Source organism: Maridesulfovibrio sp. (genome assembly GCF_963666665.1).
Lineage (GTDB): Bacteria > Desulfobacterota > Desulfovibrionia > Desulfovibrionales > Desulfovibrionaceae > Maridesulfovibrio.
Map to the genome: position 1 here is coordinate 2326890 of NZ_OY762999.1, position 21243 is coordinate 2348132.

Annotated in this window: 17 protein-coding genes; 8 read left to right on the forward strand and 9 right to left on the reverse strand. The window is 46.8% G+C overall.

The features are described from left to right. Window positions 1-147 precede the first annotated feature (147 nt). Genes ACKU40_RS10805 through ACKU40_RS10815 form a run of 3 tightly spaced genes read right to left on the reverse strand, consistent with a single transcriptional unit; the run spans window position 148 to window position 3995 of the window. Window positions 148-1494 (reverse strand): deoxyribodipyrimidine photo-lyase, encoded by a 1347-nt coding sequence (locus ACKU40_RS10805; protein ID WP_320172809.1) that lies wholly within the window; start codon window positions 1492-1494, stop codon window positions 148-150. After that, entirely contained in the window at window positions 1487-3034 is a 1548-nt protein-coding gene (locus ACKU40_RS10810) for an SDR family oxidoreductase (RefSeq protein ID WP_320172810.1), read from the reverse strand. The genes ACKU40_RS10805 and ACKU40_RS10810 overlap by 8 nt, the downstream gene beginning before the upstream one ends. Further along, complete coding sequence (locus ACKU40_RS10815) at window positions 3027-3995, reverse strand: DUF523 and DUF1722 domain-containing protein (protein ID WP_320172811.1); 969 nt, start codon at window positions 3993-3995, stop codon at window positions 3027-3029. Before ACKU40_RS10815 ends, ACKU40_RS10810 begins: the two co-directional genes overlap by 8 nt. 211 nt (window positions 3996-4206) lie before the next feature. Between ACKU40_RS10815 and ACKU40_RS10820 the strand changes: the two genes are divergently transcribed. From ACKU40_RS10820 to ACKU40_RS10830, 3 genes are all read left to right on the forward strand, one after another. Then, window positions 4207-6678, forward strand: coding sequence for a PAS domain S-box protein (locus ACKU40_RS10820; protein ID WP_320172812.1), 2472 nt, complete (start codon window positions 4207-4209; stop codon window positions 6676-6678). A gap of 112 nt (window positions 6679-6790) precedes the next feature. Next, window positions 6791-7174 (forward strand): pancreas/duodenum homeobox protein 1, encoded by a 384-nt coding sequence (locus ACKU40_RS10825; protein ID WP_320172813.1) that lies wholly within the window; start codon window positions 6791-6793, stop codon window positions 7172-7174. 165 nt (window positions 7175-7339) lie between these two features. Continuing rightward, complete coding sequence (locus ACKU40_RS10830; protein ID WP_320172814.1) at window positions 7340-8431, forward strand: tetratricopeptide repeat protein; 1092 nt, start codon at window positions 7340-7342, stop codon at window positions 8429-8431. Window positions 8432-8442: 11 nt separating this feature from the next. Here ACKU40_RS10830 and ACKU40_RS10835 read toward each other — a convergent pair whose 3' ends face one another. Then, window positions 8443-8925: a methylated-DNA--[protein]-cysteine S-methyltransferase gene (locus ACKU40_RS10835; RefSeq protein ID WP_320172815.1), complete on the reverse strand. Its 483-nt coding sequence runs from the start codon at window positions 8923-8925 to the stop codon at window positions 8443-8445. 221 nt (window positions 8926-9146) lie between these two features. Here ACKU40_RS10835 and ACKU40_RS10840 point away from each other — a divergent pair, with 221 nt between their 5' ends. Beyond that, window positions 9147-9446 carry a putative quinol monooxygenase gene (locus tag ACKU40_RS10840; RefSeq protein WP_320172816.1) on the forward strand — a complete coding sequence of 100 codons (300 nt, stop codon included), beginning with the start codon at window positions 9147-9149 and terminating at the stop codon, window positions 9444-9446. A 65-nt stretch (window positions 9447-9511) separates the two neighbouring features. On the opposite strand, the gene ACKU40_RS10845 is transcribed toward ACKU40_RS10840, so the two are convergent. Next, window positions 9512-9811: a hypothetical protein gene (locus ACKU40_RS10845; RefSeq protein WP_320172817.1), complete on the reverse strand. Its 300-nt coding sequence runs from the start codon at window positions 9809-9811 to the stop codon at window positions 9512-9514. A 157-nt stretch (window positions 9812-9968) separates the two neighbouring features. Next, the gene (locus tag ACKU40_RS10850) at window positions 9969-11123 is read right to left on the reverse strand and encodes a multidrug effflux MFS transporter (RefSeq protein WP_320172818.1); all 1155 of its coding nucleotides are present in this window, start codon (window positions 11121-11123) and stop codon (window positions 9969-9971) included. A 319-nt stretch (window positions 11124-11442) separates the two neighbouring features. Here ACKU40_RS10850 and ACKU40_RS10855 point away from each other — a divergent pair, with 319 nt between their 5' ends. The 4 genes from ACKU40_RS10855 (at window position 11443) to ACKU40_RS10870 (ending at window position 17422) form a co-directional block, all read left to right on the forward strand. After that, window positions 11443-12078: a TetR/AcrR family transcriptional regulator gene (locus ACKU40_RS10855; RefSeq protein WP_320172819.1), complete on the forward strand. Its 636-nt coding sequence runs from the start codon at window positions 11443-11445 to the stop codon at window positions 12076-12078. Further along, the gene (locus ACKU40_RS10860) at window positions 12068-13108 is read left to right on the forward strand and encodes an efflux RND transporter periplasmic adaptor subunit (protein WP_320172820.1); all 1041 of its coding nucleotides are present in this window, start codon (window positions 12068-12070) and stop codon (window positions 13106-13108) included. The genes ACKU40_RS10855 and ACKU40_RS10860 overlap by 11 nt, the downstream gene beginning before the upstream one ends. After that, window positions 13105-16233: an efflux RND transporter permease subunit gene (locus tag ACKU40_RS10865; RefSeq protein WP_320172821.1), complete on the forward strand. Its 3129-nt coding sequence runs from the start codon at window positions 13105-13107 to the stop codon at window positions 16231-16233. Before ACKU40_RS10860 ends, ACKU40_RS10865 begins: the two co-directional genes overlap by 4 nt. Window positions 16234-16306: 73 nt before the next feature. Continuing rightward, complete coding sequence (locus ACKU40_RS10870; protein ID WP_320172822.1) at window positions 16307-17422, forward strand: MBL fold metallo-hydrolase; 1116 nt, start codon at window positions 16307-16309, stop codon at window positions 17420-17422. On the opposite strand, the gene ACKU40_RS10875 is transcribed toward ACKU40_RS10870, so the two are convergent. From ACKU40_RS10875 to ACKU40_RS10885, 3 genes are read right to left on the reverse strand one after another with little or no spacing between them, the layout of a single operon-like run. After that, window positions 17419-18279 carry an AraC family transcriptional regulator gene (locus tag ACKU40_RS10875; protein ID WP_320172823.1) on the reverse strand — a complete coding sequence of 287 codons (861 nt, stop codon included), beginning with the start codon at window positions 18277-18279 and terminating at the stop codon, window positions 17419-17421. The genes ACKU40_RS10870 and ACKU40_RS10875 overlap by 4 nt on opposite strands. An 18-nt stretch (window positions 18280-18297) precedes the next feature. Further along, window positions 18298-20022: a flagellar filament capping protein FliD gene (gene fliD, locus ACKU40_RS10880; RefSeq protein ID WP_320172824.1), complete on the reverse strand. Its 1725-nt coding sequence runs from the start codon at window positions 20020-20022 to the stop codon at window positions 18298-18300. Window positions 20023-20034: 12 nt separating this feature from the next. Beyond that, the gene (locus tag ACKU40_RS10885; protein ID WP_320172825.1) at window positions 20035-21243 is read right to left on the reverse strand and encodes a flagellin; all 1209 of its coding nucleotides are present in this window, start codon (window positions 21241-21243) and stop codon (window positions 20035-20037) included.

Genomic DNA, 21243 nt, shown 5'->3' on the forward strand with positions numbered 1-21243 from the left:
AAGGACTCTTAAATTTTAACACGTTATATCGGTATTGACATTATTTTTTTAAAAAAAACTCTTCATCTATAAACAGCTACAATTTCAAACTTTATTACACTTTAACAAGTAAGCACATACTATATTAGCATAAACTGTACATACTCCTTAAATCGCTTTGCTCCATTTTCTGATATACGCATCAACATCAAATTTTCGGCGACAGCCACGCTCATTCATATAACGGATGGAACCGAACACGGATCGCTTTTTCCATCCCCGGTCATGCAGACCTCCAATGGACCAAAGCGCACCCACGTAACCATTTGGATCACGCCCGTCCAGCTCAAAGCGATCATTAAGTGCAATGGTAATCCTCAAAGCCTCTTCTGCTGAGGCGGACCATTCCAAAATCTTTTTTGCCCAATACATACGCATGTATCCATGCATGAATCCCGAATGAACCATCTGGGTCTGAGCCGCATTCCACAATGCTGAATGGGTGCGCGCCTGCTCAAAATATTCATACGAATACAGATAAGCCCGCCGATCTGCCGAATGCTCAGCTAAAGTCTTCAATGCCCACTCCGGCGCAGCATCAAGCGAATCATAGTTAGGTGTGTGCAAACAAAAATTATCCGAAAGTTCACGGCGAACAATGAGCTCTTCAAGATATGAGTCCACGCTATCTCCAGCAGGTCTGGCTGCAACAGCCAAGGCTGCCCTTTGCGGGGCCAATTGCCCGAAATGGTAATAAGCTGAAAGACGCGACGTAGCTTCGGCATTGGGATCATTCCGCTTTTCCGCATAAGCTCCCAGACCGTGCGCCACAAATTCATCAAGAGCCGCATGAGCAGCCGCCTCACCGGAAATCAAATCAACAGGCCCTATTGTTTCATCAACTTCAAGGGAACTACGCACCTGCTTCCAATCGACTGCAGGAAAACCTTCACCACGTATATCTACGGGATCCAGTTGCGGAAAGTCCTCTAAGAATTCCGGGAGCAGCCTTTGAATCTTAGGCCTTATGGTACGAGCGCCATACTCGCGCTTGTCAGTCACAAGACGGGCCGGGACAACATTGTGCCCATCAACCTCAATCAAAGGGGCGTCAATCTTCTGCCCGACATTTTTCTGCCAGTATTGCTTTACTCGCAGTGGATCAAAATCTGTAACCACAGCCCCAGCACGAATCTTGGAGACAAAAGCGGGCAATGTTTCATCTGGCTGACCGCTGAGCAGGACAAAATCGTAACCCAGTTCCCGCAAATCATTTTCAACCTGCTGCAATCCATTGAGCATGAAATCATACTGACGCATGGTCGCGCCGAGGAATGACGGAACAAGACAAAATACAACAATCAACGGAACCTTGTCTCCGGCGAGTTCCCGGGCATGAAGCAATCCCCAGTTATCGCGGACGCGCTGCTCCCGGCTCATCCAATAGATTACAGGCCCAGCGGACATTTCAGCTGAGTTCAGTTTTATTATTCTCCTGCGGTCAACTTTAAGCACTGTCCTTTCCTCCGGGAATTCGACACCGCGGCGCCGGACCTTCCACCAGTTCTGGACCTTCCATTATGCGACACCCGCTCTTCTCAGCAAGAGCCCGGGCCATTCCTTTAAAAACAACAGCATGAAACGGGTATACTGACCACCAGTAAAGGATTCCACCCAGCCCGCGCGGAAGAAATCTGGCGGTCATGGTTAATTCGGTATCACCTACGATGGTGTTCTCAAGACTGAATTCAAGCAATGCCTCTCCGGGTAATTTCATCTCCGCCAGCAGAAGCAGCCTTTTTCCGGGGTGAACATCCAGAACCCGCCAAAAATCAAGAGCATCACCGACGCTGACCTCGGAAGGATGTCTTCGACCACGACGCAATCCAACCCCGCCCACAAACTTATCCAGCCATCCCCGAAGCGACCAAAGGGCGTTGCAGCAATACCAACCTTCATCACCACCTATGGATATGATCTTATTCCAAAGGTCATCAGCATATCCTTCCAGCTTTATTCGATATGCCGAGTGATAGACTGTTCCCCCGGAATATCCGGCATCGCCGCAAATGGCCCATTCCGGTGTTTCAAGCGTTCCGGCATCGGACCAGCAGGTATCGACAACTTCCTGCTGTACTTTGTTTAACGCACGTCGGATGGCTGTCCGACAATCAGTCAATTCACAGGGCATAATTTCACGGATACGAAAATCCTTGCAGACCACCCGGTTACGCAACCCCATAACCAACGGGACTGCCAAAGAAACCGGAACAGGAGAGACGAGTCCCAGCCAATATGAAGATAACTTCGGTGAAACAAATGGAACCGGGATTATCAAACGTTTACGCAATCCTGCCTCTTGCTGGTAAAGACAAAACAACTTTTCATATGTTTCAATAAAAGGCCCACCGATATCATAGTTCTCCCCGGCTGTTTCAGGATGATCCAGACAGCCGGAAAGGTAAAATATAACATCACGGATACTGATCGGCTGGCTTTCGGTACGCACCCAGCGCGGTGTAATCATTACCGGAAGCCTATCCACCAGATAACGCAGGATCTCGAACGAAGCACTGCCCGAACCGAGAATTACAGCCGCCTTAAGAATAGTACACGGCACCTTTCCAGATGAAAGGATATTACCAACCTCGGCACGTGATTTCAGGTGATGGCTGATGTTCGGATCATCCGGGACCATTCCGCCAAGATAAATAATCCTCTCCAGCCCGGCCTGTTCTGCTGCATGAACGGTATTTTGCGCGGCAACGCGGTCCTTTTCGGCAAAGTCTGCACTGCCCGGTTGCATGGAATGCACAAGATAGTAAACAGCAAAACAGCCATGCAAAGCTTTTTCCAAGGATTCCCGATCAAAAAGGTCGGCCTCGGCCAACTCACAATTTTCATGGAAACTGTATGGACGGGTGCGCAGCTTGGCTTGAGAACGCCCTACTGCCCGAACTTTCCATCCCTGATCCAAAAGTTTCGGAACAAGACGCCCCCCAACATATCCGGTAGCTCCCAGTACACAAATCAACTTGCTTTGATGATCAGACATGATTCCTCAGCATTAATTCTGCAGGGTAAGGGTTGAGATAGAACTGCTGTTCCAAGTAGTCTTTTTGATATTTACGCACGTAATGATTAAGCATAGTTACCGGAACAATCAAAGGAATCAGTTTCTTATGAAAACTATCAATCAATTTCAACATTTCCTGCTTCTCTTCTGCTGATATATCTTTCTTAAAATGCCCCAATGCGTGGGTCAGCACATTTACATGCTTCTTAACAGTTGGACGATAAGTAAGGGCCTTAAAAAGCTTTGCAGCATATTCTTCACTTAAAGACAAGGGATCAGCACTTCCGGCGGTGGCCACAAGCCTGCCCATTTCGCGGTAAATGACTTCATTATGAACCATTATCAACATTTTATGGCGGGTATGAAAATCAACCAGCTCTGACGGTGAATATCCACCATCAACAACATCACGCCAACGCTTGAAGGTAAAAATGCGATTGATAAAATTCTCACGTATTCCTGCATCATGCAGTCTGCCGTCATCTTCGCAGGGAAGTGATGGAAAATGATCCATGACCATGCGAGCCCAAATTCCGGTGCCGGAATAAAAAATTCTCCCATCATCGCCAAAAACCTTCATCCGGCCCATGGCATTTGATGGAGAACCATGTTTAAAAATGTAACCGCTGAGATTTTCCTTCTCCAAAAGAGTTAATTTTCTGCGCCCCCATTCCTGCATGCGCCCGGTCCAGTCCTCACCGGAATTACGGCCCAACAATCGCGGATCATCCAGTTCCCCAACCAGCCTTACTGCTTCGCGAGGGATGCCCATACCGCATTCCGCTTCAGGACAGACCGGAACCCACTCGACAAACTGTCCTAATACATCCCTTAAGTACCTATCCAACTTATGCGAACCGTCATAACGGACATTTTCACCCAACAAACATCTGGCTATCCCGATCCTGATTTTTCCCGCTGCAATATCATTCTTTACCATTCCAGCCTCCTTATGCATAAGCACACTTTTTTATAAACTAACTCATATACAAAAGGAAAACCATAAGAGGGAAACACATCCTGAAAACTCCTCGACCTGAGAACAGCTTCCAAGACAAAAAGAGATCACTTTTTTATTCTTTGATGGAAAAATACACACTTTTTACATATTATAAAAATTCTCCATAATTTTATGCAACGATTTAGTCTTCATGGACGGTCCAGCAAAGATGAAATCACCACAGGCAGCACTAAGAGAAGCCCGAAAGCAGGCTATGGAAGCGGAAAAGCACATCAAGGCACTCCTTGATGCAAACACGCAGTCCATTATCCTCCTTGAAAAGGACGGAACGGTTATTCACGTCAACCGCATAGTTGCCGATATTCTTCACACAACCCCTGACGCTCTTAAGGGGAAAGACATTTTTAATCAGCTCCCCTCAGAACTAGCCGTACATAGGAGGCAAATGTTCGAAAACGTGGTTAAAAGCGGGGAGCCGATCAAATTTCAGGATGTAAGGGGAGACAGGATAATACTCCACTCGCACTATCCAATAATTGAAAACGGCGAGGTTGAGAGGGTAGCAATCTATGCCGAAGACATCACAGAAGTAATTAACAAAGAGCGGGAACTTGCGCATAGCAAACACCTGCAATCAGTACTCTACGAAATCATCTGCCAATTCAATTCAGCAAAAGACCTGAACAATTTGATGCGTTCTATACATGCGATAATGCTCAAGGAGCTTAAAGCAAAAAACTTCTTCATTGCCCTCATCGATCAGGAACTGGAAGAACTGGTATTCACGTATTGTGTAGATGAAGGAATTAACAAATATCCACCAATACAAAACATATACGCCCGGAATAACAACAGACTAAGCCTGCAACCCATTCAAAAAAACAAAATCATACAATTAACCCGGCAGGAAATTTCCGAATCCGTTGAAAACGGTTCTTTGACTATTATGGGCCGGATACCTGAAATATGGATAGGAGTTCCCATGCGGGTACAGGAGACACCTATCGGAGTACTGGTTATTCAGGACTATGAAAGTTCTGACATCTTTTCCGAAGATGACATCCAACTTTTTTCCGCCTGTTCGCACCAGATAGCCTTGGCAATCGAACGAAAAAGATATGACTCCGCAATCCGGGAAAGCGAAGAACAATACAGGGCGCTTTTTGAAAACAACCACTCAGTAATGCTCATCATCAATCCGCAGACAGGCAAAATACTGGATGCAAACAAAGCAGCAACTGATTTTTACGGATACTCTCATAAGGAACTGCAAGGGAAAAACATATTCAATATCAACGTACTTTCTCGTGCAGAAGTAATATCTAACATGGCTAAAGCGCATGAGGCTGACCGGACAAACTTCATATTCCAGCACCGCTGTAAAAACGGCGAAATTAAAGATGTCGAAGTCTTTTCCGGTCCGTTCAATCATAACGGGAAGACCCTGCTTATTTCAATTATTCATGACATTACTAAACGATTAAAAAACGAAAAAGAGCTTTCCGCAGCCAAAGAATCCGCAATTCAGGCCAACAGGACAAAGGATGAATTTCTAGCCAACATCAGCCACGAGATCAGAACTCCGCTGAACGGCGTTATGGGTATGCTGCAAGTCATGAACTCAACTAAACTGAATCAGGAGCATAGGAACTGCATCAGTGTCGCCCTGCAATCTTCCCGTAATCTACTTCGTGTCCTTGATGACATTCTGGATCTTTCAAAAGTTGAAATGGGGACTCTTGATCTGTTTGAAGATAAATTTTCCCTCAACAAACTATTGGAAGAAAGCATCAACCTTTTCAAGCCGCAAGCTGAAGGGAAAGGGGTCGGATTATCATATTCCATTTATCCTGAAGCAGAGTCCTATTACTTCGGGGACGAAGGACGCATCAGGCAGATTCTCTTTAATCTGATCGGTAACAGCATTAAATTTACTGACCACGGCGCAATACGAGTTGATACGAGGACAGGCCCGGGAACCTGTCAGGAAAAGAACAGCCTTTACTTCACTGTAAGTGATACCGGCATAGGCATACCTGAAGATTATCAAGAACGCATCTTCGACTCTTTCACTCAGGTAGATGGCTCGCTTTCGAGAAGATACAAAGGAGCAGGATTAGGGCTTGCCATTGTAAAGAGACTTATCGAGCTAATGGACGGCACAATCGAAATTGAAAGTTCACCGCATCGCGGCACTTCGATCAGTTTTACAATTTCTTTAAAAATCGCAGAGCCGCCTGAACCGGCTCAAAACACACCGCTCGATTCGACGGTCGAAACACCCAGCCTTCACGTCCTGCTGGTTGAGGACGAGCCGGTCAACAGGATGATGGCCCGCAAACTCCTTGAGAGAATGGGACACAAAGTAAGTTGTGCGGAGAATGGAGCCCAGTGCCTTGAGGTTCTGAGTGAAGGTGTTTTTGACACTATCCTTATGGATATCCAGATGCCCATCATGGATGGACTGGAAGCAACCCGGACAATCCGTACCTCAAATAATTTCATTAATGTTCGCGACATTCCAATTATCGCCCTTTCCGCCCACGCAAACAAGGAAAGCAGATACTCTGCCCTTGAAGCCGGAGTTAACGGATATCTCTGCAAACCATTTGAAATGAAAGACCTTGAAAAGATTATAGCTGGAACAGTCCACAGAGATTAAATCCGATCAGCACTAACACCTGAAACAGTTGACATAAAGGCATTTTCAAAGGCATTGAATTGAACTCGGCGGATTACTCAAATAAAACGGAAACAAATGAACGGAGTTTTATATGACTCAATATGCGGATATTTTTGATCAGGAAATGATGACCAGCCTCTTCCCCAAAGACAGGACCGATGATTTTTTTGAAGCTCTTTTCGGAGACGCAGAAGAAGGCAGTTATGATATTTCCCTCACTTACGCCGGAGATAACGGCAATACAATAAATTTTGAACTGCAATTGCATCAGCGTCCGGGATGTTGTCTGGCCTGCAACCTGACATACGGCCTGCCGCAGGTTTTCTCACGCCACCCGATCATCAACATTCAGGGTGTCGCTGAAAAAGTTGGCGAAGCAGTCGGCAAACCTGAGAACGTAACATGGAAACTCGGTGCTACCCAGGAAAAGAGCAGGGAGCTCCATGTAATTCCCCTTTCCATAAGCCTCAGCTAGGCGTACCGTAAAAAATACAGCACAAAGCAGGCCCGTGCCCGTCAAGTAAGGCACGGGCCTGCAATCTCTTAAAAGAAAAATCACGTGATTATAATATGAATTCAGTTGAATCAAACCTGACGAAAAGGTAATATATTTATAAATTAACCACTTCAGGAGCGGGGAATGCTTGAAGATCTTCGTTACGGTATCTTTTCCAACAATTCAAAGCACATTTCAAACGACAGACTAACTCTGGTCGGTCTTGGTGCATCTGATATCTATGTGTATTCCACTTGGGATAATGCTATAAGCGCACTGGAAAACGGTGAAATTGATGTAGCCCTTGTCGATGAATCACTGCATGACACCTCCGGCGCGGATTGCGTCAGAAGAATGCGTCGCCACGCCATGCGTTCACTCCCCGTAATAATGGTCACCCCGGACCAGCGCAAAGAATCCGTACTGGATTCAATTGCCGCCGGAGTCGGGGGCTATGTGCTGCGCCCCTACAGCATGGAGACCCTTAAACGCCACGTATTTGCCGCATACATGAGTGCCAGCCCCGATGAAATTGAAAAAGAACTGCTCAATTCATCATGGGATCTTGTAGCCAACGGAAGCTTTGATGAAGCTATCGACAGCTTTTCCGAAATAATAGAAGAAGTAACCGAAGCTGGCAAAAGCCCCGCAGAAGAATATTTTGATAAGGGATTGAATTTCCTTTCACAGGAAAAATTCGGCAAAGCCATCATTGCCTTCAACAAGGCAATAGCCCTCAATGAAATGTATGCTGAAGCATACAAAGGAATGGCCGATGCATATAAAGGCAAAGGCGATATGGGTAATTATCAGGATTACCTGAATAAAGCTGCTGACATATATGCTGTTCAAGACAAGCTTGATAATGTGAAAGAACTGTTCGTTGAAATTCTCCAGAATGAACCGAATGCAGTAAATCCCTTTAACCGCCTCGGAGTAAAACTCCGTAAGGACGGAGATTATCAGGGAGCTATCAAAGCCTATCATCAAGCCTGCACATTCACACCCAACGATGCCAACCTGTATTACAACATGGCACGTGCATATACCTATGCAAAAGAGTATGAAAGTGCCCTGAACTACACAGAACTCAGCCTGCGTCTCGATTCAAGTCTTGAGCCTGCAAGATCGTTACATAAACAGATCGTCAAGATAATCGAGAAGATGCAGAAAAATAATCCAGCTGAGGAAAAAGAATATCCTAAAGTCAGCATTGATGATGAGCTCGAAGAATAGCAATCATCACTTTAAGCACGGTTCTCAAGATCCAATAGTTTTTGCTTAATTTTGGTGCCGTGCGCAAACCCTGCCAGACTTCCGTCGGCAGCGATTACGCGGTGGCAAGGAATAATCAACGGCACAGGATTCTTCCCATTTGCCGTTCCCACCGCCCTGCTCGCATTTTCATTTCCAAGCGCAATCGCAATATCTTTGTATGATCGAGTCTCACCACAAGGGATATTTCTTAATTCCGCCCAAACACGCTTTTGAAAATCAGTTCCCTGCAGATTCAACTTCACATTGAATTCAGTAAGGTTACCTGCCAAGAAAGCTTCAATCTGCCCCCGTATATCTGCAAAAAATCCGTCATTACGCAACCAATCGGGATTTATTTCAAACACGCGCTTACCTTCGCCGGTCTGCATATGCAAATGAGACAAACCATCCCCGTTTCCGACCAGAATAATTTCGCAAAACGGGGTCATAAATCTTGTATAAAAAGTGGTCACAATAATTCGCCTCCAAAAATTCAAAAAAGCAAGACCATGCTTTTTCGACAGTTTTACGCTACAAATATCTTCAAGCGATTTTCGTTTCTGACTTTAAAGAAGATTTTTGAGGATGAAAACAGTATTAAACAGCTCATTTCATCCAAATTACCGATCTAACTAAATGAAAAATCTTCTAGTAGAAAATTCATCATAACGAAAACATTCAACTTGGAGAAAAAATGATAACTCTTACCGCAAAAATGCAAGCTGCTGAAGGCAAAGAGCAGGAACTCGAAGCAGTCCTGCGTGAATTGGTCAAAGGCACCGCAACCGAAGAAGGTTCAGTGGAATACAGGCTGCACCGCGTTCTTGATACTCCCGGAGCATTTCGCTTTGTTGAAAAGTTCAAGGATCAGGAAGCATTCGACTTCCACGCCAACTCCGATCACTTCAAAGCAGCTATCGAAAAAATCGGAAAACTTACCGCAGGTGACGGTGAACTTGAAATGCTGGAATTGATTGATTCTATTCCTGAATAGCTTGATCGTATCCGAAAGAAACACAAAAACTCGCGTATGTGACCATACGCGAGTTTTTTTATTATCTACTTAACAAGCACGGTTTTGATAAAGTTAGGAACTTCACTCTCAGGCATTGTGCTGACGATACCTAATTTTTTAGCTTTAACAATTATCTGTCCCCCCTCCTCGGTAAGAATAAACAGAACATCATACATAGTCTTTGTGTTCACATATCCCTCATACCGAACTCCGGGTTGACTTCCGGCCGGCATATACATCCACCCCTGTGGCGTAAGGTCCGGCATTTTAATATCACTAAGACCAGCAAACGCAGTTCCAGAAAGAAATAAGCTAAGAACAAAAGCAAATAAAACCTTACGCATTAGCAACTCCCTTTTCTCTGAGCAATGTGGAATAACAATTAATAAAAAAACTTATAAATACATAGATTGCATACTACAATATCCTTAGCAAAAAACAAAGAACCTGTGTCGATTATATCAACACAGGCTCTTTGTAAAAAAACATTTTATTAGACACTTACCCAACTAATCTTGCGCGTCGTGCCATCAAGAGAAGAGACAGCAGCGGGATAGCTCCACCGATCATTCCCATCTGACCGATAATACGGATCTTTGACGGCCAATCGAAAGAAATGAGTTCCATGGCAACAGCGCCGAAGATAAAATAAGTGAAGGTCAAAAGAGCGGACGCCGCACCGATATCCCGGTCCACGGTTTCAAGAATCATATGGTTGCTGATAGGCCTGCTGACCCCGATGGAAAATGTCATCAAAAACATAGGCGCGGCAAAAGCATATTCCGATCCACCCAACGCCAGCACACCGATACTGGCCACTATAACACCAATCAATGACACCTTGAGGATGGACATTGATGAATAGCCGACACAGAGCCTTGAGCAAGTGAACGATCCGGTCATGAATCCGATAGCGTTAAAACCGAAGAACATGGCGTACTGCTGTTCATTCATACCGAATCCGCGAATATAGATATCCGCCGATCCGGCCAGAAATCCGAAAAAGCCAATAGCGATGACTGAAAAAGCAAAGCAATACGTGGTGAATTCCAAATTCTTGAGCACCACCAGATAGCGGGAGAACATGTTTAAAATCCCGCCCTCAGTCTTTTCGAATTCAGGCTCCTCGAAAACAAGAGTGCCGTAAAAGGCCATGGAAGCAAGTACAGCCTGACATCCGAAAATCCATTTCCAAGACAAAAACTTAAGCATCATGCTGCCCATCATGGGGGCTAGCATAGGACACAAGGGAATAATCACTCCGATATAAGCCAGCACCTTCTGACGCTCGGTACCGGTATAGAGATCCTTTGCCAGTGCCATGGACAGAGCCGAGGCCGAAGCTGCTCCTGCTGCCTGAACAATGCGGGCAGTCACCAGAAACCAAATGTTAGTAGACAAAGCACAAAGCACGCTGCCGAGTACGTATATTCCTACTCCACCTATCAGCACGGGTTTACGGCCTAATTTGTCGGATAAGGGACCGTAAATAAGCATAAAAAAACTGAACAGGATAAAAAAGAGCACCAGCGAAAGATTCACTTCGGCAAGAGAAATCCCCCACTGCTCCTGAATGGTAGGCAGTGCGGGAAGATACATATCAGTCGACAAGGCGGGAAAAGCCGCCAGCATAGTAATAAAAAGAAAATTTGGCATAGCAATACGGTTTTTAAAGTAAATGGAAAAAAAGCAACTCAGATAAAAAGCGGAAATATTGTGAGGAAAAATGAAATGACGCGATAGAGCTGGAAATAAGATTTGCGGATATTAGGCTTCTAGTTACCGCAGGTCAACTGTTAATCTCACAGCAATAAACATCTTAACAGTTCTTACCATTCACAAAAATTTCACCTCGACAAAGCTAAAGATCTACTCACTCACCAAATTTAAACACCGTTTGAAATACTGCTTGACTGATTGCACAGCAAATCATACAAGGCTTCAAACAGCGTTTTAATCATTGTTGGAGAAATATATGAGTGACCAAAGCACCAAAGAACGGATTTTGGAAGCCGCAAGCCGGGTATTCTGTGAAAAAGGCTTTAAAGCTACAACTGTACGCGATATCTGCGCCGGGGCTGACGCCAATGTAGCAGCCATAAACTACCACTTCGGAGATAAACGCAAACTATACTATCAGGTTCTGCAAATGTGGATGGATGAGATGATGACTGGTGCGGATAGGCAGAAAGGCATCACTGAGGATTCCACCATCGAAGAGCGGCTCCGGGCATATGTTTCCGGAGAACTCAGAACGCTCTGCACATATGATGACCCGAAAAAAATAAAGAAAAGGAAAATCCGTCTGCTATTTGAAGAGTATGTTTCTGAAGATTGCGATCCTGAACTTTTTAAATGCCACGACGAGATAGATGGAGAGCTGTTAATCCCAATAATCCGTGAAATTCTAGCCCCCATAGAAGATGACAAAATCATTCAGCAGGCACATATCGCTGCCAGCGGAGTGCTCGTTCATCATTTTCTGGCAATTATTCATTATCCAGAAGGAGAAATCGAATCCGAAGAAAAATTGAACTTCATGACCGATTACTACACCACATTCATCCTCGGCTCGCTTAAAGCCATCAAGGAAAAATACCATGCAAAATAAATATCTGATTCCCCTTACGCTAAGCCTCCTCCTTCTCGCTCTCTGCGGCTGTGAATCCGACAAGCAAACCGAAGCCAACACTGCAGCACCGGAAAGATCAGTCCGGGTCGGAACTGTTGAAGTTGTCCCTGTAACCATCAAAGACATACTGACCCTTCCCGGTGAAACAGAACCGGATAAGGATGTCTGCGTATCTTCCGAATCAGCCGGTACAGTGGTCTGGCTGGGCGTGAAAGAAGGCGACCATGTCAAAAAAGGCCAGCTAATCGCCCGCCTTGACGGGGCATCCAGCGGAGCAAAATTCGACCGTGCCAAGGCAGCCAAGAAACTCGCAGCCGAACAGTTGCGCCGCCGCAAAGAACTGCTCAAGAAAGGCGTCCTTGCACAGGAAGAATATGACCAGATCAAGGCCGAACTGGAACAGAGCGAAGCATCACTCAAAGAGATGCTGGTCAATGTAGAATACGGTATCGTACGTGCGCCCATCGCAGGGATAGTCAACAAGCGTTACGTTGACCGCGGAGAACGTCTGGAAGTTGGTTCCAATGTTGTCGATATTGTAGACTCTTCCACCATCAAGACCATCATCAACGTGCCGGAAATGGACATTTCCTACATCAAAAAAGGCCAGAAAGTTACAGTTTCCGTTGACGCACTCCCCGGTAAAACATGGGAAGGCGTAATCGACTTCGTCTCCTTCAAGGCTGATAAATTTTCCAAAACATTTGAAACCAAGGTTATCACCGACAATTCAGCCGGAGAAATCCGTGCCGGAATGCTGGCCCGTGTATCCCTCTTACGCCGCACTGTAACTGACGCGGTCACCACTCCCCTTTCCGCCATTATCAACCAAGGCGGAGAACGAATCATTTACGTGGAAAAAGACGGCGTGGCTCAAGTTCGAACCATTGAAATCGGCGTAATCGACGGCGACCGTGCCCAGATCACCAAAGGTCTCAAAGCCGGAGAAAAGCTGATCACAGCAGGACATACCATGGTTGAAGACGGCACAAAGGTGGTGACCAAGTGATTATCAACAAGGCAGCATTAAACAGGCAGTCCACCGTAATGGTACTGCTTGTTTTCATCATCATAGCCGGAATCTCAAGCTACGCATCCCTGCCCCGCGAGAGTGATCCGGATATCACCATCCCCTACATCTTTGTACAGACAAATTTCGAAGGTGTAGCACCTGAGGACATGGAGACCTTGATCACTATGCCCATTGAGCGCAAACTCAAAGGGCTTTCCGGAACCAAGGAGATTTCTTCAATTTCCGATGACGGGGTTTCCATCATCAAGGTTGAATTCAACCCTGATGTGGATATCGACGATGCCTTGCAGAAAGTTCGCGACAAAGTGGATCAGGCTAAGCCGGACCTGCCTTCGGACCTGCCGGATGAACCGGTCATCAACGAGGTTAACCTTTCGGAACAGCCCATTCTGAACGTGGTTCTTTCAGGCCCGTTCTCATTAAAACGGCTGAAAGTCTTTGCCGAGCAGCTTGAAGACCGCATTGAATCTGTACAGGGCGTGCTGGACGCAAAAATCATTGGTGGCCTTGAACGCGAAATCCACGTGGAATTCGATATGGATCGCGTTGCCTTCTATAACATCCCCCTTGCCAACCTGCTCAACGCAGTGAAAAACGCCAACGTCAACACTCCCGGCGGCTCTGTTGAAATCGGTAAATCCAAATATCTCGTGCGCGTGCCTGAAGACTTCAAACACCCGGACGAGATCGATAAAATCGTAGTTTACGAACAGGACGGACGCCCCATCTACCTGCGCGATATCGCTACTATCCGCGACCACTACAAAGACCCGACCTCCAAAAGCCGCTTCAACGGAATCCAGAGTGTGACCATTGAAGTCAAGAAAAGAGCCGGAGAAAATATTATCCGCATCATTGATACGGTTAAAAATATTCTCAAAGAAGAGCAGCAGATCCTACCGCCGACCCTGAAGATTAACCTCACAGCGGATCAGTCCGATGAAATCAGACAGATGGTTGCCGACCTGCAGAACAACATCATTACCGGGCTGCTGCTGGTACTCATCGTGGTCTTCGCCTTCATCGGCGGACGCTCGGCCCTGTTCGTATCGCTGGCTATTCCTTTGTCCATGCTGATAACCTTCACCGTGCTGGAGATTTTCTCCTATACCCTGAACATGGTTATCCTCTTCTCGCTGATCCTGAGTCTCGGAATGCTGGTGGATAACGGGATCGTTGTGGTAGAGAACATCTACCGCCACATGGGCATGGGTAAATCCCGTTTTCAGGCGGCAATGGATGCCACAGACGAAGTTGCATGGCCGGTAATCGCTTCCACCCTGACAACAGTTGGCGCATTCTTTCCCATGGTCTTCTGGCCCGGAATCATGGGTGAATTCATGAGCTACCTGCCCATCACCGTAATCATCGCCCTTTCCGCATCGCTGTTCGTGGCGCTGGTCATCAACCCGGTGCTCTCGGCAAAGTTTCAGGATGTGCCCAAAATGGATGAAAATGCCAAGCCCGGTATCATCGACCGTATGATGGAAACGCTCAAGAATATCTACCGTCCCATCCTTGAATGGTCTTTGGATCACAGGCTGTGGGTGATACTCTTTGCGTTTGCATTCCTCATTGTTTCCACAGTCAGCTTCGGCATGTTCGGACGCGGTGTGGAATTCCTGCCCAAGACCGAACCAAAGCGTTCCGATGTCAAGATCAAGGCTCCCGTGGGAACCAATCTCGAAGCTTCGGACCAGTTCGTAAAAGTGGTCGAAAAAATCGCTGCCGACTACCCTGACATTGAATATATCATCGCCAACACCGGGGAATCCGGGCAGTCCGATGAAATCGGAACCCACTACAGTCTTGTTAAGCTTGATTACGTGGATATTCAGGACCGCAGCCGCCCTTCATCTGAAATCACCGATGAAATCCGCGGCCGCCTTCAGCATGCCATCCGAGGTGCGGAAGTACGTGCTGAAGCGGAAAAGATGGGACCGCCCACAGGCAGTGCTATCAATATGGAAATATACGGCAAGGACCTGCGCAAGCTGGGAGAGATCACAGCTTCCTTCAAGCGGGTTATCAAAGACGTCCCCGGACTGGTTGACCTGAAGGACAACTACATTTCGGCCAAACCGGAAATCCGTGTAGACGTGGATAAAGAAAAAGCGGCCATAATGGGTCTCGACGCCTTCACTATTGCTCAGGCAGTAAAGACCGCCATTAACGGCTTCAAAGTCGGGGTCTACCGCGAAGGAAAGGACGAATACGACATTGTCGCCCGTCTGCCAAAAGAAGAAAGGGATTCCCTTGAGGACATCCGCAGGATCACTGTTTCCGGTCCGAAAGGCGAACCGATCCCCATCACCAGCCTTGCTGATGTAACCATGGGCGGTGGACTGGGTGGTATCAACCGCATTGACCAGAAAAGGGTTGTCACCATTTCTGCCGATGTATCAGGACGCCTTGCCGAGGAAGTAATCGCCGACATCAACAAAGCTGTATCCGGCATAGAACTGCCACGCGGTTATTCATATAAATTCACTGGAGAACAGGAAGAACAGGCCAAGGCATCCGCATTCCTTGAAAAGGCGTTTGCCGGAGCTCTGTTCCTGATCTTCATCGTGCTGGTAACCCAATTCAACTCCGTTGCCACTCCGTTTATCATCCTGACCGCAGTCATCCTCTCCCTCGGAGGCGTTATGGTCGGGCTGTTGATAACCGGAACAGCCTTCGGGGTTATCATGACCGGGGTCGGAGTACTCTCCCTTGCCGGAGTAGTAGTCAACAACGCCATCGTGCTCATCGACTACTATGAGCAACTCAAGGAACAGGGACGCAATGCCCGTGAAGCGCTTATCGAAGCCGGTTTAACCCGCTTCCGTCCGGTTCTGCTCACCGCCATCACCACAGTATTGGGCCTGATCCCAATGGCAACAGGCGTGAGCTTCGACTTCATCAACATGCGTCTCGACATGGGCAGTGAAACTTCCCAGTGGTGGGGGCCTATGGCTGTAGCGGTTATTTTCGGACTGGGTATCGCCACAGTGCTGACCCTCGTTGTAGTCCCCACCCTCTGCTCTTTACAAGAGAGCTGGAAGGAACGGGTCGCAAAACGCAAGTCCGTTAAACTTGCAAAACAGGCCGTGAATTAGACAAAAGTATGAAGAGCAGATGTTGATTATCCGTTAAGAATATATTCATGGAGTCAACAGGCTGAAAACTTAAATGAAAAAATCACTACTTTATATATTCGCATTGCTGGCAGCAGCCGGGATCTCCATCGGGATCCCCGCCTGCTCCAAGATGGGGCACGCCCCGTCCATTGAGGAAAGCACCATGTTCGAAAAAGCCCCCAATTTCCAAAACGGAACATTTTTCAATGAAAATCCGGTCAATATGACTGTGGAAGGATTCACCTTTGCCAAAGCTATAAATTTCTTCTTTGACCTCAGCCGTACACCGGACAAAAAACTTCCATACTATCCCCTGACCAAGGATTCCTTTTCTACTACCCCTGCAGAATTACAGGTAGCATGGCTGGGCCATTCTTCCATGATCCTCGATATTGACGGCGTTCGACTGCTCATTGATCCTGTTTTTAACAATGCATCCCCGGTACCTTTAACCGTTAACCGTTTTCAACCCTCCCCTATCAAGCGCAAAGAACTTCCCGAAGTGGATGCGGTGATAATTTCCCACGATCATTACGATCATCTTGAGATGAGCACTATCAAGTATTTATCACCGAAAGTTAAACGTTTCATCGTCCCCCTTGGAGTTGGTTCCCACCTGCGCAAATGGGGCTGCAAGTCGGAGCAGATTGTAGAACTCAACTGGAATGAATCCATCACTATCCGTGACGTCGAGATCATCGCCGCCCCCGCCCAGCACTTTTCCGGCCGAGGGCTGGGTGACAGGTTCAAGACTCTTTGGGCCTCATTCGTTTTCAAAGGAAAACAGCATCGGGCCTACTATTCCGGCGATGGCGGTTATGATGGTCGATTCAAGGAAATCGGTCAAAAATACGGTCCCTTCGACCTGACCATGATCGAATCCGGTGCTTACGACAAAGGCTGGAAGGATGTGCACATGATGCCTGAAGAATCCGTACAGGCACATATGGAACTTGGTGGTAAATTCATGCTTCCGGTACATTGGGGAGCATATGACCTTGCTTTTCACCAGTGGGATGAGCCTATCCGCAGAGTCTCAAATCTCGCTGCGGAACAAGGAATTAAGCTGCTGACCCCGCAAATGGGTGAGCTCTGCATGCCCGGACAAAGTACCCACGCTGCATGGTGGGAACCTGCCAAGCAACAAGAATTGGCAGTTGCAAATTAATTTGATGCGCTATCGCGCTTTTTAATAAAATAGAGGCCTTCGGCAACCCTGCCGGAGGCCTTTTGATACTGGCGGGGAGTGAGTCCATACCTGATCTTGAAAAGACGGGTCAGGTGGCTTTGGTCAGAAAAACCGCACAGTGCGGCTGTATCTGCGATAGGAGAGTTGGCGGCAATCATGCACCGGGCCTTTTCAAGACGCAGCTGGATCAGAAAAGAGTGCGGCGTCATACCCTTGTGACTGCGAAAAATGCGAATAAGGTGAAACTCTGTACATCCGGCTAGATCAGCAAGCTCGGCAAGGCTTAAGTTGCGCTCAATGTGGGCGTGCAGGTAATCAATAATCATGGATACCCGCCTATCTTCACTTCCGGGCCTGACAGTTCCGTCTCCGGCACGGCGGTACAACCCGGAAAGTACGGAAAGGATGTTTTCATCGATTTCCAGCTTTTCAACAGGGCTGAGCAGTTTATGATGAAGAACGGATAAATTCTGCCAGAGTTGCTTATTTTCTATAAGAATATTGCGGAATGGAGATGGCCCGTTTTCTTTGCCCAGTAATTTATAATTAAGCGATCGGACAAACTGTTCAGAAAAATAGAAGCTGCGCAGATGTCTGCGTTCGGTACAGCAGGGACGGTTGGAATGGACTGTCTCCGGCTCGATGATGCTTATGGAACCGGGCTGCAGGATATCAGAACATCCGTTGAGATGAAAAGTCTCCCCGGACTCGGAATTAAGCCAGAGCACATAACCGCCATGCAGATGACTTTTAAATTCCCTGCCGCTGCTGCACGAAAGTACTTCCAGCCCTTCCACGGGCGAAGAATAAATTACGTCACTTTTCTTACCATTCAATATTATTGATCCCGTCTGCTAATCAGTACTTAATGAAGCCGTTGTAGTCTCAAGCTGGGTTTCTAGGTTGGAATAATAGGAAAGCATTGTATCCAGCGCAGAATACTTACGTTCCAATGAAGTCTGGTAGGAATCCAGTCGAGCTTCTTCATTATAAATCTCATTTTCAAGCTTGGTCGTAAGATCCTCATAACTGGCCGCAAGGAGGGGGATGCTTCCGGTTGAAACGTCAGTCAACGAGGAGCAGAGGTCCGCAAGCTGACCAATCTTACCCTGCTTTATTGTTACAGTGCTGGAATATGAACCGTCAGTCAAATCAGAAATTTCCAAATACAAACCATTGGCATCACTGTCACTGCCGGCCAGCAGGGTATTACCGTCAATATACATATCCACGCCGTCTATGGTGGCAGAAGTAATAGTTCCCCCGGAAATAGTATACTCCACATCAAACTCCCCGGCACCGGTCAGCCCGGAAATTGTGGAAATAACGCGCATATCAGAACTATCCGTTTTAGCTTCACCTGATGCGGCAAACAACAAGGCAACGGCTTCCGGATCTTCAGCCAAGGCCTCTTCCAATTCATCATAATCGATTTCAAGCTGTCCGTAAGTAGATGAACCTTCGGTACTGTCAGTGGTAATACCTACAGATGAAAGTGAGGTAAACAGGTCTCCCTCTCCCGTATCACTGTCATAATAGAGAAACCCTAGTCCGGCAGAAGTAAGAGCACTTTTTACGGAACTGTATACAAGATCCATAGTTGCGTTCTTGATATAAACATTTTCATCGTCCTCGTCGTCCACATCAGCAAAAGCACCGGTCACGTCCAGCAGATCATAAAGGACCTGATTCACCTGACTGACAAATTCCTCAATAGTCTCAACCATTGAATCAGTATCATAAGAAACTCCTATATTAACCCCATCAGAATCAGTTGTTGCATTAAGGGTCAAAGTCATTCCGTCGATTACGTCATCTACAGAGTTGCTGCTTCTTTCGATCCATGTATTCGCATCTGAAGGAAAACCATCCACCTTCAACTGTGCGTTTTGTGCAGCCTGTGTATTGGAGAATGAACCCGCTGCATATCCGTCAATGGCAGCCATATCAGTCAGTACGATACTGTTATCCGCTCCGGTATCTTCCCCGGTAAGCTTGAGATAGTAGTTACTACCATCGCTGATCACTGAAGCTGAAATCTTATCATCACAATCTGGATCGGAATTTATCTGGTCCACCAGATCCTGCAATGTGGTCCCGGCGGTAACGTCCAATTTGATATCCTCTCCGGCATAGGTCAGGGTGATTGATGAGTTTGCAGAAATAATCTCATCATCTGTTGACGAATAGCTAAGTCCTTCGGAAATCCAGATATCCTTTTTAGCCAGCTGGTTTACGACCAAATTATAGTTCCCTTCCTCAGCCCCGTCTTCAAGGCTGGCAGCAACCTCTCCTTCCCCGGTGGTTGAAACTGAATATGACAAAAATTCATCCATCTCGTCATACCCCTGCAAGGTTCCGGCAAGATCAACCAGCTCCTCATCAAGGGCCTCAAGAAGGTCGCAAATGGTTTCCGCTTCCTCAAGATCAGCCTCATACTGCTCAAGATCATAACTTTCTGCTTCAACACAAGCTTCAATAAGATCGGTCCAGTCAGTACCGTCACCAAGTCCGTTAATGGTGAAACCGCCTGAAGTTGTGCTGGAACTGTATGAACTTCCAGAAATGGACATTGCCATGGTTGCACCCTCCTACAAATAATTCAGAATGGACATGCCGATCACATCTGAGGTTGAACTGAGCACTGCCTGATAGACGTACTTGGCTTTACTCAACTCAATAGTTAATGCTGCACTGTCTGCATCTTCCTCATTGCTGATGGAAGCACTGACCATTTCCCGGGTATATTTGACGCTGGTATCGATAAATTCGGCTTTTTCTTCTCTGGATCCCACATCAGCCATCATATTGGCGAGCTGCACCTCGCCATCGCCCACGGTTTCCAGTGTAGTTGCCACACCGTCTTCATCCCCTATCCAGGCATAGGCAATTGCATCGCTGATGGATTCAAAAAGATTGGGATCGGAATATGCATCTCCAGTATCAGCATCAACACCGCCGAAGATGTCGCTGCCCACAGTTGTTATATCAATTTCAACGCTCTCGGAAATATCAATGGACATAGCTTCATCCGCCCCCTTGTAAGCAACGGAATTACGGACAACAAAGCTGCTTCCGGAATCTGCGTCATCATCCCAGGCAGTGACTGCTACGCCTGAATTCATTTCCACGGAGACATCACCAAGTTCCATGGTGGTATCGGGAGGTAAAGCTGTCCCATCCATGGTTCCTGTGGTCCAGGTAGTGCCGCCGTCCAGCGAATATGTGTAAGAGACAACATCAGTACCTATGGTTCCGTCAGAGGTGAACTGCACGATAATCGGATCATTAAGTTCACCGCTTATTTCCGCAAAATCACTTTTTGCAGGTGAATCTCCGGTTACGGTTACACCGGGAACATATTCGTAAGGAGAAGTGTCTGTTGCTTCACCGGAGAATAAATAATCGCTGCCCAGTTTTGAATTTGCGACAGCCAGCAAGGAATCAAGGTATGCTTGAATTTCCCCGGAAATAAACTGACACTGAGTATCAGTATAAGTTCCGGTTGAAGCCTGTTCTACCTTTTCCAACACAGAAGTCATGGTCGTACTGGCTTCAAGGAGCAAACCGTCGGCACTTCCCAGATACTCCCCAGCCTGTTCAGCGTTATTGGAATACTGTTCAAGAGCGGAATCATAACTACGAAGGTTGACCACATTGGCCATTCCCGCAGGATCATCGGACGGTAAGTTTATATCCTTCTGGGAAGAGTTCCTCTCGATCACATCCATGTAGTTATTCAAGGAGTTGCTGACACTGGATATGGACTGTGAATAAATCTGTGAAGTGCTTATTCTCAT

What these genes read in the sequence shown, in the direction of transcription:
- ACKU40_RS10810 (WP_320172810.1), bottom strand. Translation starts at nt 3,034, where the DNA reads ATGTCTGATCATCAAAGCAAGTTGATTTGTGTACTGGGAGCTACCGGA.
- ACKU40_RS10815 (WP_320172811.1), bottom strand. Translation starts at nt 3,995, where the DNA reads ATGGTAAAGAATGATATTGCAGCGGGAAAAATCAGGATCGGGATAGCC.
- ACKU40_RS10820 (WP_320172812.1), top strand. Translation starts at nt 4,207, where the DNA reads ATGGACGGTCCAGCAAAGATGAAATCACCACAGGCAGCACTAAGAGAA.
- ACKU40_RS10825 (WP_320172813.1), top strand. Translation starts at nt 6,791, where the DNA reads ATGACTCAATATGCGGATATTTTTGATCAGGAAATGATGACCAGCCTC.
- ACKU40_RS10830 (WP_320172814.1), top strand. Translation starts at nt 7,340, where the DNA reads ATGCTTGAAGATCTTCGTTACGGTATCTTTTCCAACAATTCAAAGCAC.
- ACKU40_RS10840 (WP_320172816.1), top strand. Translation starts at nt 9,147, where the DNA reads ATGATAACTCTTACCGCAAAAATGCAAGCTGCTGAAGGCAAAGAGCAG.
- ACKU40_RS10845 (WP_320172817.1), bottom strand. Translation starts at nt 9,811, where the DNA reads ATGCGTAAGGTTTTATTTGCTTTTGTTCTTAGCTTATTTCTTTCTGGA.
- ACKU40_RS10850 (WP_320172818.1), bottom strand. Translation starts at nt 11,123, where the DNA reads ATGCCAAATTTTCTTTTTATTACTATGCTGGCGGCTTTTCCCGCCTTG.
- ACKU40_RS10855 (WP_320172819.1), top strand. Translation starts at nt 11,443, where the DNA reads ATGAGTGACCAAAGCACCAAAGAACGGATTTTGGAAGCCGCAAGCCGG.
- ACKU40_RS10860 (WP_320172820.1), top strand. Translation starts at nt 12,068, where the DNA reads ATGCAAAATAAATATCTGATTCCCCTTACGCTAAGCCTCCTCCTTCTC.
- ACKU40_RS10870 (WP_320172822.1), top strand. Translation starts at nt 16,307, where the DNA reads ATGAAAAAATCACTACTTTATATATTCGCATTGCTGGCAGCAGCCGGG.
- fliD (WP_320172824.1), bottom strand. Translation starts at nt 20,022, where the DNA reads ATGGCAATGTCCATTTCTGGAAGTTCATACAGTTCCAGCACAACTTCA.
- ACKU40_RS10885 (WP_320172825.1), bottom strand. Translation starts at nt 21,243, where the DNA reads ATGAGAATAAGCACTTCACAGATTTATTCACAGTCCATATCCAGTGTC.